Source organism: Arthrobacter mangrovi, from assembly GCF_026011795.1.
In the GTDB taxonomy this organism is placed as follows: Bacteria; Actinomycetota; Actinomycetes; order Actinomycetales; family Micrococcaceae; genus Crystallibacter; species Crystallibacter mangrovi.
The window spans coordinates 15939-30894 of the sequence record NZ_BRVS01000013.1; the positions used below are offsets into that span (position 1 = coordinate 15939).

The 14956-nt window shown below is 65.8% G+C and carries 15 protein-coding genes; 6 read left to right on the plus strand and 9 right to left on the minus strand.

Translation table 11 applies throughout. The features are described 5' to 3' along the window. Positions 1–6: 6 nt before the first annotated feature. Both AHIS1636_RS12990 and AHIS1636_RS12995 read right to left on the minus strand, forming a co-directional pair. Complete coding sequence (locus tag AHIS1636_RS12990; protein WP_264796255.1) at positions 7–1542, minus strand: putative bifunctional diguanylate cyclase/phosphodiesterase; 1536 nt, start codon at positions 1540–1542, stop codon at positions 7–9. Continuing rightward, positions 1539–3200 carry a hybrid sensor histidine kinase/response regulator gene (locus tag AHIS1636_RS12995; RefSeq protein ID WP_264796256.1) on the minus strand — a complete coding sequence of 554 codons (1662 nt, stop codon included), beginning with the start codon at positions 3198–3200 and terminating at the stop codon, positions 1539–1541. Before AHIS1636_RS12995 ends, AHIS1636_RS12990 begins: the two co-directional genes overlap by 4 nt. 214 nt (positions 3201–3414) lie before the next feature. On the opposite strand from AHIS1636_RS12995, the gene deoC reads away from it, so the two are divergent. The 3 genes from deoC (at position 3415) to nhaA (ending at position 5991) form a co-directional block, all read left to right on the plus strand. After that, positions 3415–4086 carry a deoxyribose-phosphate aldolase gene (gene deoC / locus AHIS1636_RS13000; protein ID WP_264796257.1) on the plus strand — a complete coding sequence of 224 codons (672 nt, stop codon included), beginning with the start codon at positions 3415–3417 and terminating at the stop codon, positions 4084–4086. Between the two features lie 42 nt (positions 4087–4128). Continuing rightward, positions 4129–4362 carry a hypothetical protein gene (locus AHIS1636_RS13005; protein WP_264796258.1) on the plus strand — a complete coding sequence of 78 codons (234 nt, stop codon included), beginning with the start codon at positions 4129–4131 and terminating at the stop codon, positions 4360–4362. 285 nt (positions 4363–4647) lie between these two features. Continuing rightward, the gene (gene nhaA / locus AHIS1636_RS13010) at positions 4648–5991 is read left to right on the plus strand and encodes a Na+/H+ antiporter NhaA (RefSeq protein ID WP_264796259.1); all 1344 of its coding nucleotides are present in this window, start codon (positions 4648–4650) and stop codon (positions 5989–5991) included. A 36-nt stretch (positions 5992–6027) separates the two neighbouring features. Here nhaA and AHIS1636_RS13015 read toward each other — a convergent pair whose 3' ends face one another. The 4 genes from AHIS1636_RS13015 to AHIS1636_RS13030 form a co-directional block, all read right to left on the minus strand. Next, a complete protein-coding gene (locus AHIS1636_RS13015) occupies positions 6028–6483 on the minus strand; it encodes a hypothetical protein (protein ID WP_264796260.1) in 456 nt (151 codons plus the stop codon). Continuing rightward, positions 6480–7055, minus strand: coding sequence for a signal peptidase I (locus AHIS1636_RS13020; protein WP_264796261.1), 576 nt, complete (start codon positions 7053–7055; stop codon positions 6480–6482). The genes AHIS1636_RS13015 and AHIS1636_RS13020 overlap by 4 nt, the downstream gene beginning before the upstream one ends. A 10-nt stretch (positions 7056–7065) precedes the next feature. Further along, positions 7066–7653: a hypothetical protein gene (locus AHIS1636_RS13025; protein ID WP_264796262.1), complete on the minus strand. Its 588-nt coding sequence runs from the start codon at positions 7651–7653 to the stop codon at positions 7066–7068. A gap of 63 nt (positions 7654–7716) precedes the next feature. Next, positions 7717–8262: an alternate-type signal peptide domain-containing protein gene (locus AHIS1636_RS13030; RefSeq protein ID WP_264796263.1), complete on the minus strand. Its 546-nt coding sequence runs from the start codon at positions 8260–8262 to the stop codon at positions 7717–7719. Positions 8263–8487: 225 nt separating this feature from the next. On the opposite strand from AHIS1636_RS13030, the gene AHIS1636_RS13035 reads away from it, so the two are divergent. Next, a complete protein-coding gene (locus AHIS1636_RS13035) occupies positions 8488–8877 on the plus strand; it encodes an Hpt domain-containing protein (protein ID WP_264796264.1) in 390 nt (129 codons plus the stop codon). 24 nt (positions 8878–8901) lie between these two features. Here the strand turns inward: AHIS1636_RS13035 and AHIS1636_RS13040 are convergent, their stop codons facing one another. Continuing rightward, positions 8902–9753, minus strand: coding sequence for a response regulator transcription factor (locus AHIS1636_RS13040; RefSeq protein WP_264796265.1), 852 nt, complete (start codon positions 9751–9753; stop codon positions 8902–8904). Between the two features lie 197 nt (positions 9754–9950). On the opposite strand from AHIS1636_RS13040, the gene AHIS1636_RS13045 reads away from it, so the two are divergent. Together AHIS1636_RS13045 and AHIS1636_RS13050 are read left to right on the plus strand one after the other, a co-directional pair. Next, positions 9951–11666 carry a sensor histidine kinase gene (locus tag AHIS1636_RS13045; RefSeq protein WP_264796266.1) on the plus strand — a complete coding sequence of 572 codons (1716 nt, stop codon included), beginning with the start codon at positions 9951–9953 and terminating at the stop codon, positions 11664–11666. Beyond that, positions 11663–12136 (plus strand): VanZ family protein, encoded by a 474-nt coding sequence (locus tag AHIS1636_RS13050; protein ID WP_264796267.1) that lies wholly within the window; start codon positions 11663–11665, stop codon positions 12134–12136. Before AHIS1636_RS13045 ends, AHIS1636_RS13050 begins: the two co-directional genes overlap by 4 nt. A gap of 32 nt (positions 12137–12168) precedes the next feature. Here the strand turns inward: AHIS1636_RS13050 and AHIS1636_RS13055 are convergent, their stop codons facing one another. Both AHIS1636_RS13055 and AHIS1636_RS13060 read right to left on the minus strand, forming a co-directional pair. Then, on the minus strand, positions 12169–13707 hold the full coding sequence (locus tag AHIS1636_RS13055) for a M20/M25/M40 family metallo-hydrolase (protein WP_264796268.1): 1539 nt from the start codon (positions 13705–13707) through the stop codon (positions 12169–12171). Positions 13708–13954: 247 nt separating this feature from the next. Continuing rightward, positions 13955–14797, minus strand: a complete 843-nt coding sequence (locus AHIS1636_RS13060) for a hypothetical protein (protein WP_264796269.1) — start codon at positions 14795–14797, stop codon at positions 13955–13957. Between the last annotated feature and the right edge of the window lie 159 nt (positions 14798–14956).

A 14956-nucleotide genomic window follows, 5' to 3' on the forward strand; every position in this document is an offset into this window, starting at 1 on the left:
CCAACCTTAGGCAGGCGGAAAGTCCGCATTGAACAGGGACACGACGGCGTCGGCCGGCACCGGGCGGCTGAAATGGAAACCTTGGCCGTAGACGCAGCCGAGTTCCCGCAGTCGCCCGGCCTCCCCGCCCGTCTCTATGCCCTCGACGATGGCCTGCAGACCGGCCGACCTGATCAGCTGCAGGACTGCGGCCACGAAGTCGCGCTGGCCCTCGTCCGCATCGATGCCCTTGATCAGCGACTGGTCCACTTTCACGGTGTCCGCGGGCAGCGAGCGCAGGTAGCTGATGGACGAGTAGCCGGTGCCGAAGTCGTCGATCTGCAGCCCCACGCCCAGCCCGCCGAGCTTGGCCAGCACCTGCGCTTCTTCCGTCTCACGGGTCATCAGGACGGTCTCGGTAATCTCGAAGACCAGCTGCTCCGGCGCGATGCCGCAGCGCGTCAGGGTTCCGGCGACATCGTCCAGCAGATCCTTCCGCAGCAGCTCGGCGGCGGACAGGTTCACATGCAGCTTGACGTCCCGCATGCCGGGCACGACGGCGTTCCATGCCTTCAGCTGCGGCAGCGCCTCCGCCAGTGCCCACCTGCCGATGTCCACGATCAGCCCGGTTTCCTCGGCAAGCGGGATGAAGGTATCCGGCAGGACCATGCCGCGTTCCGGGTGCCGCCACCGGACCAGGGCCTCCAGGCCGATGATCCTGCCGGTCGCGAGGGCGACGACGGGCTGGTAGTAGAGCGACAGCTGGCCGGTTTCCAGGCCGCTGCGCAGCTCCGCGGCCATTCGGGAACGCTCCTGGGTGGCCTCGAGCATGGACGGGGCGAAGAGCTGCACGTTGTTCCGGCCGCGCGACTTGGCCACATACATGGCCACGTCGGCATCGCGCTGCAGGGTGGCCGCGGTGTCCCCCGGCGAACCGATGCTCACACCGATGCTGCCCATGGCCCAGACGGAGGCCGAGCCCACGGTGATGCTCCTCTGCAGGGAGCGCAGCACGCGGTAGGCGATTGCCCGCACGTCGTCTTTGTGCGCGTTGGGAACCAGGATCGCGAATTCGTCGCCGCCGAGCCGGGCCACGGTGTCCGTTTCCCGGACCGAGGCCCGCAGCCTGCCGGCCACCTCGACCAGCACCTCGTCGCCGGCGCTGTGGCCCAGGTTGTCGTTGATGGTCTTGAAGCTGTCCAGGTCCAGCATCAGCAGAGCCGGAGGACGGCCGCCATGCTGCGCTGCGTCAAGGGCTTCGATGATGCGTTCGCGCAGCCGGGACCGGTTGGCCAGCCCCGTGAGCGCGTCGGTCATCGCCATCCGCCGCAGCTCGGCCTGGGCCTGGATAAGTTCCGTTGTCCGCTCCGCCACCACCTGCTCGAGGTCGGAGTAGATGAAGTGCAGTTCCTCCGCCAGCAGGTTGACGCCGGTGATAACGGCGTCGATCTCGTCGCGGGCCTCCGAGGGCTGGATCCGCGCCGAGAGGTCGCCGGACGCCAGCTTCACGACTCCTTCGACGAGTTGCTGCAGGCGGGGGTCCTTCGCTCCGGCCGCCGTCACCGCTGCACCGGAAGTTCAACGGAGACGGTCGTGCCCTCGCCCAAGCGGGAATCCACCAAAAGCTCCCCGCCGTGCTGGTGCACCAGGTCCTGCACGATGGCCAGGCCAAGGCCGGTCCCCTGGATGGCGGCGGCCGTCGCGTTGGATCCGCGGAAGAAGCGCTGGTACAGCTTGGGCACCTCGTCTTCGGGTATCCCGATCCCGCTATCGGCAACCCTGACGCAGGCCCGCTCCACGCCGTCGCCGGCCGTGCTGGACAGCGTGACCGTGACGCTGCCGCCGGACGGCGTGAACTTCACGGCGTTGGAAATGATATTGGTGAAGACCTGCTCCAGCTGCGCGCGGTCACCCTCGACCTGGACCGGCTCGGGATCCTCAAGCCGGAGCCTCAAGTCGCCGGCAGCCGCGGCCGGAGCCATCGTCGCCACCACGGACCGGAGCACCGTATTGAGGTCGAACTTCTCGATCGACTGCCGGATCTGCTGCGCATCGCTGCGGGACAGCATGAGGACGTCCTCGACGAGTTGGTGCAAGCGGTGGGCGTTGCGCGCGACGACCTGCAGCATGCGGGACGTTTCCTCCGGAAGGCGTCCCTCGCCGTCGTCGATAATCAGGTCCAGGTAGCCGATGATGGAGCTCAACGGCGTCCGCAGCTCATGGTTGACGGTGGCGACGAACTCATTCTTGGCCCGGTCCAGGTCCCGCAGCCGCTCCAGGACCTGCCGCTGCGCGGTGATGAGCTGGCCCTGCACCAGCCCGTGCGCCAGGTTGCCGGCCACGTGCTGGACCAGCGAGGCTTCCAGCGGCGTCCAGGTGCGCGGGGCGTCGGTGCCCAGCCAGAGCAGGCCGAAGGCACTCGCACCGTGGCCCAGCGGCACGATCAGGGAGGAACGCAGTCCGTCCCTGGCCGCGGATTCCGCCAGCGGATGGCACGACGGCGCCAGGGCCGGGTCGCGGTGGTCCGGGACGGTGAGCACGGTGGCGTCTTCCCACAGCCGCGCTGCCAGGGGCCGCGCGGCTTCCTCGGCCAAGGCCGGAGCCGTACCGCGGATCCCGTCCGCGCTCCAGCCGAGGGCCTGCTCCGGTACCCGCTCGTCCCCGAAGGTCAGGATCCAGCTGTGCTCGACTCCGAACACTTCCCCGAGGCCGGCAATCACGTTGCGGGACATCGCCAACGGGTCGTGCGAGCCGCGAATGGCTTCCGATATCCGGCGGGTGCGGCCGCGCAAAGCCTCGGTTTTCCCGCGGCGCTCGGCCCGCTGGCTGTTGCGGGCCAGCGCGGCCCGCACCCTCAGCGCCAGCTCTTCCGGCTGCAGGGGCCGCAGCAGGAACTCCGACGGGTCCCATTGGGCGATCCGCTCCGGCGGGATGCTGCCGCCCGTCACCAGGACTACCGGCAGCCGGCCGCGGAGGCCGGTCCGCGCCAGCTGCTCCAGCCAGTGGTCGCCCTCCGCCTCGCAAGCGGCCAGGATGATGACGGCACCGGGCTGCGCCGGGGCATCCGGGGCAAGCAGCCTGACCAGTGATTCCCCGTCCGCAGCCTCCCGCACGGGGAACCCCGCGGCACGCAGCAGCGAACAGGCCTCCGCCCGTTCCTCAGGCCTGTCCCCCGCGACCGCGACGGGCGCTTGGGCCGCCGGCACCGTGGCTGTTTCCATGAATCCTTTTCCCGACGCCTGCACTGCTGCCTGGCGTCGTCATACTGCATGGGCGAGCCCCACAATCAATCATTTCACCACCGCGGCCGCCGCTGCGCCAGCATCCCGCCCGACCCGGTCCGGGTGCGCCGCGCGGGGCGACTAGGCCCAATGCAAGCCCGCACCCTTCTATGCAAAGATGGAGGCTCCAGAGCACGTAGTCGAAAGGATGCCAATGTCCGGGATCGCCGCCTATATTGACCACACATTGCTCAAGCCGGAGGCATCGCGCGAGGACATCCTGAAAGTCTGCGAGGAGGCGGTCAAGTACAAGTTCGCCTCGGTCTGCACGAACCCCGTCTGGACGGCGCTCGTGCATAACACGCTGAAGGGCTCGGGCGTCAAGACCTGCGCCGTCGTCGGCTTCCCCTTCGGAGCAACGCCGACGGACGTGAAGGTCTACGAAGCCCGCGGCGCGAACCTGGACGGCGCGGACGAAGTGGACATGGTCATCAATGTCGCCGCCGCGCGCGCCGGGGACCGCAGCTCGCTCTTCACCGACATCGCGGCCGTGGCCGACGCGGTCCACGCCGGGGGTGCGCTGCTGAAAGTCATCCTGGAGACCCACTTCCTCACGGACGAGCAGAAAGTGCTTGTCTGCGAGGTCGCCGCCGAAGCAGGCGCCGACTTCGTCAAGACTTCCACCGGGTTCACCGGCGGCGGCGCCACGGTCGAAGACATCAAGCTGATGCGCGGCGCCGTCGGATCCGCATTGGGCGTCAAGGCCTCGGGCGGAGTGCGCTCGATCGAGGACGCCAAGTCCATGCTCGAAGCCGGCGCAACACGGATCGGCGCCAGCTCGTCAGTGGCTATTGTTAACGGAGAGACAACTACTTCCGGATACTGACGTCCGGACCACCACCCGCATTCCGAGGAGAGAAAATCCCCCATGGCAACCCCTAAGCAGCGCTCCCACTCCGGCGAAGGCCACCTTGTCAGCAACATCGTGGTCTTCGTCCTCATGATGGTGCTGTTCTTCGGCGCACTCGTCGCCTTCGGCCTCGAGCCGCAGATCGGAGCGATCCCGGCCTTCGCCATCGGCCTGGTGCTGTTCGGCCTGGCCTTCTTCATCCCGAAGCAGATCATCGGCCGCTCGGATTCCCACAAAGACCTCGCTAGCTAAGTCCCCCAACGGGCGAAAAGCCCCCCAACACCTGGGCGCACAGCCTCGGTTGCAGGAGAACTCCGGTGCTCGGCCATGGCCGAAAACCCGGTGGCACCTGCAACCGGCTGTGCGCTCAGCCCGTTTAACGGCGCCAGGCCCCTGTAATCCGGCGCAACAACGACGGCGGGACGGTCCGCCGTCGTCGGCGTTCCGCTGCCGGTGGATGCGCATGTAGACTGGCACACGGTGTGACGGGAAGTCTGGTCGTCGAGCAATGTGTGGCGTCCCGACCCAAGGAGACTTATGACTCAGCCCGCTCCCGGCACTTCCAGGACCGTCCTCGGCCGCGGCAGCTATCCCGAATACCTGCGGATCAGCGACCTCCTGCGCAAGGAAACCGTCGGCGGGATCCTCCTGCTGATCGCCGCCGTCGCCGCCTTGGTCTGGGCGAACTCCCCTGCCGCGGACAGCTACTTCGCCATCCGGGACTTCAAGATCGGCTACGAGCCCTGGCACCTGGACCTGAGCATCGGCAAGTGGGCCTCCGACGGCCTGCTGGCCATCTTCTTCTTCCTCACCGGCCTGGAGCTCAAGCGCGAATTCGTCGCCGGCGACCTGCGTTCGCCCAGCCGCGCCATCGTCCCCATCGCGGCGGCCTTCGGCGGCGTGGCGATCCCGGCACTGATCTACGTCGTCATCAACCTCAGCGCCGGTCCCGAAGCGCTGCGCGGGTGGGCCATCCCCACCGCCACCGACATCGCCTTCGCGGTCGCCGTACTGGCCGTCATCAGCTCGCACCTGCCGAGCGCCCTGCGCATCTTCATCCTGACCCTGGCGGTGGTCGACGACTTGATCGCCATCGCCATCATCGCCTTCTTCTACACCGAAGAAGTCCATGTACCGTTCCTGCTGTGGATGCTGCTGCCGCTCGGGCTCTTCGCCTTCCTGACGCAGAAGTACACCCGGTTCTTCGCCCGGAACCACGCCGCGGCCTGGATCGTCCTGCTCCCCCTGGGCGTTATCACCTGGGCCCTGATGCATTCCTCCGGCGTCCACGCCACCGTTGCGGGCGTCCTGCTCGGCTTCACAGTTCCTGTCCTGCGGCGCGCGAAGGACGGCGGCCCGGATGCGGGGCCTGGCCTCGCCGAGCAGCTTGAGCACCGCTTCCGTCCGCTGTCCACCGGGTTCGCGGTTCCGGTCTTCGCCTTCTTCTCCGCCGGTGTGGCGCTTGGAGGATGGGAGGGCTTCAGGTCGGCCGTCACGGACTCCGTCGCGCTGGGCATCATCCTGGGCCTGTTCCTGGGCAAGCCCATTGGCATCCTGCTGACCACGTGGGTCCTCACCAAGGCTACGAAGGCCCACCTGGACCCCTCGCTGAAGTGGGTCGACGTGCTCGGCGTCGCCATCCTCGCCGGCGTCGGCTTCACGGTCTCGCTACTGGTCAATGACCTCAGCTTCGTCCTCGGCAGCCAGCATCACGACCACGCCAAGGTCGCCGTCCTCACCGGATCGCTGGTTTCGGCCCTCGTCGCCGCGGGCGTCCTGCGCGCCCGCAACCGCCACTACCGCCGTATCGAGGCCGAGGAGCAGGTGGACGCCAACCACGACGGCATTCCCGACGTCTACGAAGAGGGCAACCGCGCCTGACAGCGCCCACCCGCCAACGCTGGCGCGGCCAACTGTCTAAACAGGACACTGGCCAGTGCCCTGGACATGGCTCAGGGTCCAAGTCCTGGATGCTCCGTCGCTAGAGGTCATCCTTACCTCGTAAGTACGGTTATCGTTCTGAAGCTGCAGCTTGTCCAACGGCAGCGTGAGCGTCATGTAGCCGTACTGGTCCGGGCCTGTCGGTACCCATTGCTCCGGGGAACTAACATTCTGCCCGTTATTAAACGTGCGGCCGACGACCGTCGACGTAGCGTTCGGGGCCTGCTCCCACCTAATCGTGAAGGTGTTCGCCTGAAATGAGCAGCCGGAACCTACGATTCCAACGGCAACTGACACCTCGACCTCTGCCGACTGGGACCACTTGGCCGCCGCGGCTCCCGCGCCGACGCCCATCAGCACTGCAGCGGCGAAGGCTGCAGCGGCGACACGAAGTTCCTTGGACTGTCGGACCCTCGCCGCCTGCGCGGTCATGCCCCGGCCTTCTTCTTCCGGCGCGATTCCTGTGCCCCTCGGAGAATCGTGACGACTCCGTAGCCGATCAGGCCAACGGCTACCCACTTGGCCACTCCTTCGCGGTTGTTGTTCTCCATCCAATTGGCCGCCCACCCCACCTGCGGCACGGAGTACAACAGCTTCCCGCGGACCTGCACCTCTCGGACCGGAACCTCGTCCTCCAGCGAATTGTTGTCCCCCTTGGTGATGAGCGTGCGGTCGCCCTCCTGGTTCACACCGATCGACACGATACGGTGCGTTACCACCTCCGGCTCTCCGGACCTGAGCTGGTACGTGACCACGTCGCCGATCTTCAGGTTGGCGAAATCCGCCGGCTTGACGATCAACAGGGTCCCCGGCGGGTACTTCGGTGCCATCGAATTCGTTAGTACGGTGTACGGCTGCGAGCCGGTTACGGCAGGAATGACAATCAGGATTACGGCGGCAAAAAGTGCCACGCACAGCGCCACGAATCCCAACACCCGGCCGACAGCGTGCCGCATCCCCCGCGGCTTGGTTCCAGGGCTGGTTTCAACGCCAGCAACAGTCATAGCTATCCGTTCAAAGCTGGTCAACGATAATCGGCACGGTAATCTTCGCCTGCCTACCGGAAAGTGCCTCAGGCGCGGTCGCCGCCAACATCAGTTGAAAGCAGAAGACGGCCGACGCATCCTTGGCGAGAACCATTTCGGCCGTCCCGCCGACCTTAGCTGCAGCAAAATCATCCGGGCCGCAACCAGCAGTGCCTTGCGGAGCGGTCTTTGCCACAACTGCCATAGAGAAATAGTCTGCCAATTCGCCCGTTGTCGTTGGAATGGGTCCAACGCGGGCCTGGACCGTGAAATCCGAGCCCGCATCCGTGACATTCGAGACCTTCAGACCGGCATAGGCCGGCATCGTGCTCGAAACAGGGCCGCTCGGTTTCAGCTGCAACCGCGCTGACGCTCCAGATACATCAACCATGTCCACCACTTCGTCAGTCCCTACGTCTGTGAGCGTGACGCGGAAATCGGCCGCCTGGATGGTGCCGGCCTCCACCGGCACCACCCTGCTCCACAGCGCATACGTTCCCTGCACAGTCAGCAGACCAAGAACGACGGCGGCAGCGAGGAGAGCGCTAGCCTTCAGTAACGTCTTGGTCCGCATCATGTTTCTTAGGGTTGGTTGCGGTCGAATGCCGCTGAGATGTGTTGCGCTGCCGCCTAAACTCCCTTACTGTGCGGCGATCGCCTGCGGAGCTATCTGCTCGAGCTTGTAACTGACGTTTTCAAAGCTGTGTTTTGCCAAGACGCTTTGGCGCCCCGACGTACCTGTTTTGAAAACGAACGTGGTTGACGCTTTGATGGACTTATTACTGTCCGAAGAATCCAGCGGATTCTCGAGCGTGCCGACAACCTCGTCACCATCCTTGAAGACGGTTGTTACAGTCAAGGTCTTGTCTGCGAAGGTACCGGTGCCCGGCCCGGTTGCCGTGAGTTTGGCCTTGATGTGCTTACCCGCAAGGACCGGAGTAACGGACTGCGTGTATGTGAGCTGTTCGCCAGGAACAATGCGATAGGTCGAGATGTCCGTGATTTCGGGCTGGAGATTAGATGACCATGCGCCCTTGGCCGGGAGCAGGAGATCGAGGTTGCCCGCCTCGATGGTATCTGCGTTAGATAGCTCGCTGTCGCTCCACAAGGCCAGCGTGCCGCCGCCGCCTAGGAGCAGTGCTACGCCAATACCGGTGGCGATGGCACCTTTCGTCATCTTGTTCATTTGTAGCCCCAACTGTTCAAACTAATTGCTGACAAAGCCCACCCTTGCGGCTGATTCTCAAGAATGGACGCTGGGTAAACAAAAGGAACATGCAAGATCTGCTCAAGATTTGCGCCTCCTTCGCCCGCCGAATCTTGAGCAGATCTTGAGGTGTTTCTGCGCTGGAGCTTGAGCATGTGTGGCGACAATGGCTGCATCAGGTCGGATCACGCGGACGGAGGAACCATGAGGGTCGACGACCAGCTGGTTTCCTTCGAGACGCTGCGCGAACTGGCGGATGAGTTCGATGACGACCGTGTATGCCGGTCCTTCGTGGATAGCTTCATCAACATGTGGGAGGCGCGGCACGCCCGGCTTCGGGAGGCCATCCTTACGTGTGATGTGAAGGCTGCGATGGACGCGGTGCTCAGCGTGAAAACTGCCAGTGCCATGGCAGGCGCTAAGCCGTTGTCGGCGCTGGCTGCGAAGCTTCAGCAGCTCATCCAGTGCCTGGGCGAGGAGATGCGGACGTCGCGTACGCTCGCGCTCCTTGAGGAAATCAAGTCCTGCGGCGAAGCGACGATCGTTCAGCTGAGGCTCTGGTATTCGGGCTCAGCGGGATCCGGCGGCAGGTAGCTGGTGACCGGGCAGCGGGGTCGGTTAGCGGAGGGCGTTGGGGGCCAGCCGGTAACCGACTCCGCGAACGGTCTCCAGGTACTTCGGCGAACGGGAGTCGTCTCCTAGCTTGCGCCGCAGGTTGCCGACGTGGACTTCGATGGCGCGTTCGTCAGCGTCACTGATGAAGGACCCCGTGTCATATTCCTCGTACCGCAGCCGGCGGACCAAGTCAGCCTTGCTGCGGACTACGCGGCCGCTTTCCAGCAGCGCATGCAGCAGGTCGAACTCGGTGCGGGTCAGCTCGATCGAAGCCCCGTCGACCTCGGTGGTCCGAGTCCTGTGGTTCAAGACCAGCCCGTTGTGGCAGTAAGCGCTGTCATCCTCCTCAACGGGAGCAGTGACGACTGACTGCCTGGGTGCCGACTCGGGAGACGAAGGAGCCATTACCGGCGGCGTGGCCGGTTCGAGGCCAGGCTCCCGGCCGGACACTTCAGGCTCCTCGGCCACCTCAGGCACTTGCCCGGTCCGGGGCCTGCGGAGCATGGCGGTGATCCGGGCCCGCAGTTCGCGGGGCCGGAAGGGTTTGGTGATGTAGTCATCCGCCCCGGATTCCAGCCCTAGCAGCGTATCCAGCTCTTCGGCGCGCGCCGTCAGCATAATGATGTACGCGTCGCTGAACTGCCGGATCTGGCGGGCGGTTTCGAAGCCGTCGATATCGGGAAGCCCAAGGTCGAGGGTCACCACCGTCGGGTTGCTTTCGCGGACAGCCGATACGCCTTCGACACCGCTGGCTGCGGCATAAACCTCGAAGCCGGCCTGGGTCAGGACAGCACGTATGAGGTCACGAATGTCCCCGTCGTCCTCGATAATGACTGCTACCCGTGTTGGAACCACACTGCCCCGCTTCGCATTTGTTCCCCAACCTACGCTCCCTGACCTGCATTGTAGCCCCTTGTCAGATCGATTTACCAGACCGTTTAGGACTGCCCCAGCTAAGTGTCAGTAACCCGACTTATACTGATCTCGCCGGTGGGGGCCTGCCTCCTGCGCAGGCGTGCATCCGTCGTCAACAGGAACAGGATTCGTCCGCCATGTCCACGGTCGTCAGAAGAACCTTGGGGCTGATCGGCGTGCGCAAGCCGTTCTACGAACTTAGCCTTCGCCTCCGGGTGGGCCTGAGCCAGCTGCCGCTCGTGATGACCGTGGCACTGGTGACCGTGCTCGTCGCGTGCTTTTTCCCAGAGACCCTCCGGCATCCTTCCTTCCTGATTGGCCTGGGGCAGCTTGCTGTCCTGACGCTGCTGGCGTTCGCGGTGCCCTGGGACAAGACGCCGCGCGGGTCCTACTGGGTCATCCCGCTGGCGGACTTCATCGCGATCGGCGCGCTCCGGCACAGCGGGCAGGACGCCATCACCGGGCTGGGCCTGCTCATGCTCTTTCCGGTTTTCTGGCTCGCGTGGTCCGGCATCGCGCCGGTTGCCGCCCGGATCATCAGCTTCGTGCTGCCGCTAGCCATAGTTTGGCTGTCCGCCTTCCTGTCAGCAGGACCGGTGACTTTGCAGGACCTGGCCTCTACGTTGATCATTCCCGTGCTGATGCTGGCTTTCGGGGTGACGATCTCGGTGGCCAGCGAGAGCGAAACGGCGCGGCAGCTCGCGTTCGAGGCAAAAGACCGGGAGCTGCAACAGGTCCTGCGCGAGACCCGGGACCGCCAGCGGCTGCTCGAGACCATGATGGACACCGTGAGCGTGGGGTTGGTGGCCGTGGACCGGGGTGGACACGACATCCTGATGAACCGGCACCAGCGCCATAACCACCTGCTCGCCGCTCCCAGCGGCAACCGGGACCCGAACGAGTCCCAGCTGCTGATCTTCCAGCCGGACGGCACCACCCCCATCCCCCTGGAGGAGAGGCCCGTGCTCCGGGCAATCCGAGGCGAGACCTTCAACGATGAGCTGCTGTGGATCGGCGAGGGCAAGCAGCAGCGCGCCATGGCCGTCACCGCGCGTCCCATGACTGACGACGACGGGAAATTCGACGGCTCGGTCATCGCGTTTTCCGACGTGACGGAGCTGGTCCGTGCGCTGGCTGCCAAGGACGACTTTGTCGCCAGCGTGTCCCACGAACTGCGCACTCCCCTGACCTCGATCATCGGCTACCTGGACCTCGCCCTGGAAGAAGCCGAGGAGACGGACGAGGCGGGGCAGCTGGCCGGCTCGCTCCGCGTGGCGCAGCGCAATGCGGAGCGTCTGTTCCAGCTCGTCTCCGACCTGCTGTCGTCCGCATCCGGGCCCATGAGCATCGCACCGAAACGTACCTCCCTCGCCGAGGTAATCCGCTCCAGCCTGGACTCCGCCGCTCCCAAGGCGGCCGCGGCCGGCGTCGTCCTCCGCGATGACTGTCCGGAGACGTTGCTGGCGTTTATCGACCCGGACCGGATCGGCCAGGTCGTGGACAACCTGCTCTCCAACGCCATCAAGTACTCCCCCGGCGGCGGCGAGGTGGAGGTCCGGGCCTGGACGGCGGGCGGCCACGCCGTCCTCGAGGTCCGGGACAACGGCCTGGGCATCTCGGAGGAGGACCAGCGGGAGGTCTTCACGAAGTTCTTCCGCACGGCCGCGGTCCGGCGGACGGCGATCCCCGGCGTCGGGCTCGGCCTCGTCATCAGCAAATCCATCGTGGAAGCCCACGGCGGGACGATCGAGTGCAAAAGCACCCTGGGTGCCGGCACCACGTTCACTGTCACGCTGCCCCTGGACGAGGCGCAGGACGGGGAGCGCCGGCAGGCTCCCGCGGGTGTCCGTTGACGGCCGCACCCCCGCACGCCCCGTACGGCCGCGGCCACCTGGCGGCCTGCCTCCTGGCCCTGTACCTGGTCACTGTGGCGTTCATCGTGCTCTGGCCGTCCCCGGTGGACCAGCAGGCGCAGGGGGCTCTCGCTCGCATGCTGATCCGGCTGCATGCTTTCGGGGCACCCGACTGGATCGACTACAACCTGGTAGAGACGAGTGCCAACGTCGCCATGTTCGTCCCGATCGGCGTGCTCGCCGGGATCCAGCTGCGCGACGGCCTGCGGTGGCTGGCCCTGCCGGCGGCGTTCGTGGTCTCGTTCCTGATCGAGTTCTTCCAGGACAGTTTCCTGCCCGGCCGCTTCGGCACCATGCAGGACGTCCTTGCGAACACGCACGGCGCCGCGGTCGGCCTGGTCATCCTCTACGCGGTCCTCGAACACCGCAGGCTACGGCAAACGGCGCCGCCGGACATCCCGAAGAGATGAACGACGGCGCCGTGCCGGGTTAGCGGTGCAGGTTATCGCTGCTCGCCGTGGCCCTTGTGCTCCCACTGGTCGTGATTGCCCTTGTGGTGGCCCTTGCCCTTGCCCTTGTCGTGCCCCTTGCCATTGCCCTTGTGCGGCTGCAGGTCGGCAAACGTCGCCGTGGCGTGTGCGACCGCGTCCGACATCTGGCCCAGCAGCTTCTCGTCGATGTTGCTCAGGTCATCGCAGGCCGTGTGGTAGCACGGGTCATAGGCCTCGCCGGCGGTGCCGCCGAAGATCGCTGCCTCTTCCTCGGTCTTGATGCCCTCCGCGCCGGTGAACAGGCCGCCGGCCGGGATGCCGGCGGCGATGAAGGGCGCGTAGTCCGACCGGCCGCTGAAGTCCGTCTCGGCCGAGGCGAGCCCTTCGGAAGCGAAGTAGTCGGCGAAGACCTTCTCGATCGCAGCCGATCCTTCCGGTCCCGCCTGGCCGAAGGCCGATCCGTCCCCGTCATAGACGAAACGGCCGCCGTTGGGCGAGCCGACCATGTCGAAGTTCAGGTTGAGTGCGTGTCCGGCGATCTCTTCGTCGCTGAGCTGCGAAACGTAGTACCCGGAGCCGAGCAGGCCGCTTTCCTCGGCGCCCCAGAAGGCGAAGCGGACGCGGTTCTCCGGCTTGGCCTTGGTCTTCGCCAGCTGGATGGCCGTTTCGAGGGTTGCCGCCGTACCGGAGCCGTTGTCGTTGATCCCGGCTCCTTCGGCGACGCTGTCGAAGTGCGCACCGACGACGACGGTTTCATCCGCATTGCCCTTGGTGTCCGCCAGGATGTTGAACGTGGTCGAGTCCACGACCTCCGCATCCACCGCAATCCGCACCTCGGTGGCCGGATCGGCGGCCAGCTCCTGGCCCAGGGCGTAGGTGCCGCCGACAACCGGCACGGCAGGGTTCGGAACGGCGGCGAGCGTTCCGTTCAGCAGGCCGCTGCGGTCCTCGCCGTTGCCCTGATTGAAGATGATGACGCCGGCCGCGCCGGCTGCCGCTGCCGCCTGTGCCTTCTCGCCGAAGGTGCAGGTGCCGCGCTGGATGAGCGCGATATTCCCAACCGGGAAACCCGCGAAGTCGGCAGCTTCGCAGCCACTGGTCGAGGCGGCCGGGTCGGTGAAGTTCACGTCGACTGCCGTCACCGCGGCGGTCACGTCGCCAGTGCCGGAGTACTCCATGGTGAGGAAGTCCGTGCCGTGCTTGTACGTGGTCGCCACGTGTGACACCTGCTGCAGTTCGGACGGGCTGTTCTCGACGAACTGCTGGTAGTCGAAGTACTGGCGCTGCGGGTCATAACCGGCCTTGCGCAGCTGCTTCTCGACGTACTGTGCCGCGGCTTCATAGCCCGGGCTGCCAGAGGCCCGGTTTCCCCCGTTGGCCTCGGCGATTTCCTGCAGTTCCTCGAGGTGTTCGACGACGTTGTCGGTTTCGACTGCTTTCTGCAGCCTTTCCGCGCTGTTCGGCACCGCCTGGGCTGTACCGCCCAGGCTCAGCGCCAGAAGGACGACGGCGGACACAGCCACCGTGCGAGTGGTGCGTTGATGCTTCATCAGGTGCGATTCCCCTTCATCTGCGAGCGGCCGGTCCCGATGTTCCCCAACTCCGGCCAGTGGCCCAGAGACTAGTAACCGCGGGCGGAGATTGGAAGACTTTGTTTCAGATCTGGCCGATCTTGCAGGTCCCGCACGTCGTAACGCCTCCAGGTATTGACGACGGCGGGAATCCGGACTGCGATGAGGAGGTTAACCCCTCGACCTCGCCAAGCTTGATGCACTTCCAAGTCCCCCTGTGAAGAATCTAGCGCAGCACTCCGGCGCGTGACAGAGTTCGACCCGCGGCTGTGGAGACGGCCGCGAAGCCGACCCCGAACATTGCCAGTGCCACCGCGAGGGCCACCGCCTCCGGCGTGAACGTACTACCGGCTACGGCCTCCAACGCCACGGGCGACAGGAGCACCAGCAGCGCTCCGGCCGCCGTTACGATTCTCGGGGCAGCCACGCAACCGACGAGGACCAGCGCCGCCACGGCCAGTGTCCACACCCAATCGCTGCCCGGCAAGTCCAGCATCCGCATTCGACCGCGGTCCATGGCGAACAGCAGCAGCTGAAGTCCGCCGTAGGCGCATAGTCCGATGCCGAGGACGGTTCCCTGCCCGCCCACCTGATGGAGGTGGTTGGGCAGGACAGCCAGCGCGGCAGCGACCAGCAAGGCGATGTAGACCGCCGTCCAAAATGGCCGCGGCAGCACTGATGTCGAGGCGGCCGAAGCGAGCTCGAAGTAGCCGGCCGAGACGTGCACGAACGCGATGCCGCCGAGGAGGAACTCCGCGGAGGATCGGCCGACGTGCATGTTGTGCGCCGAGTCCGGCCACCTCCGGGCGAGGCTCGCGAAGAGCGCATAGGCACCCCCGATGCCGAGGGCTGCCAGGGCCAGACGGCCGGCCTCGTCATCGACGGCTCCCGCCACGACGGCGGTCACGGCGGATCCGGTGACGATGACGGTGCCCGCCAGCCCGGCGTCGCGGTCCAGCCCGGCCGGCGGCCGGCGCTGCAAGGCGATGAAAAGCAGCAGCAGCGCGAGGCACAGGACAATAACTATTCGAATTCCGTAATCACCCAACAGGGCGACAGATGGTTCCACCGCCCCGCCTACCGTTTGTCCGGAATTACCCCGCTACGGTTCGGCCTGCGTTTTCGGATTGCCTGTGTTGCTGACATATGAATCGGATCCCCCAACTGATGTCCCTCAACCGTGCTCCCCAGCACGGCCTTCGTGGACTTACAAGCACTCTAGCGCAGA

Excerpts from the sequence above, each read along its gene's own strand:
- AHIS1636_RS12995 (WP_264796256.1), bottom strand. The coding sequence starts at position 3,200 with ATGGAAACAGCCACGGTGCCGGCGGCCCAAGCGCCCGTCGCGGTCGCG.
- deoC (WP_264796257.1), top strand. The coding sequence starts at position 3,415 with ATGTCCGGGATCGCCGCCTATATTGACCACACATTGCTCAAGCCGGAG.
- AHIS1636_RS13005 (WP_264796258.1), top strand. The coding sequence starts at position 4,129 with ATGGCAACCCCTAAGCAGCGCTCCCACTCCGGCGAAGGCCACCTTGTC.
- nhaA (WP_264796259.1), top strand. The coding sequence starts at position 4,648 with ATGACTCAGCCCGCTCCCGGCACTTCCAGGACCGTCCTCGGCCGCGGC.
- AHIS1636_RS13015 (WP_264796260.1), bottom strand. The coding sequence starts at position 6,483 with ATGACCGCGCAGGCGGCGAGGGTCCGACAGTCCAAGGAACTTCGTGTC.
- AHIS1636_RS13020 (WP_264796261.1), bottom strand. The coding sequence starts at position 7,055 with ATGACTGTTGCTGGCGTTGAAACCAGCCCTGGAACCAAGCCGCGGGGG.
- AHIS1636_RS13025 (WP_264796262.1), bottom strand. The coding sequence starts at position 7,653 with ATGATGCGGACCAAGACGTTACTGAAGGCTAGCGCTCTCCTCGCTGCC.
- AHIS1636_RS13030 (WP_264796263.1), bottom strand. The coding sequence starts at position 8,262 with ATGAACAAGATGACGAAAGGTGCCATCGCCACCGGTATTGGCGTAGCA.
- AHIS1636_RS13035 (WP_264796264.1), top strand. The coding sequence starts at position 8,488 with ATGAGGGTCGACGACCAGCTGGTTTCCTTCGAGACGCTGCGCGAACTG.
- AHIS1636_RS13045 (WP_264796266.1), top strand. The coding sequence starts at position 9,951 with ATGTCCACGGTCGTCAGAAGAACCTTGGGGCTGATCGGCGTGCGCAAG.
- AHIS1636_RS13055 (WP_264796268.1), bottom strand. The coding sequence starts at position 13,707 with ATGAAGCATCAACGCACCACTCGCACGGTGGCTGTGTCCGCCGTCGTC.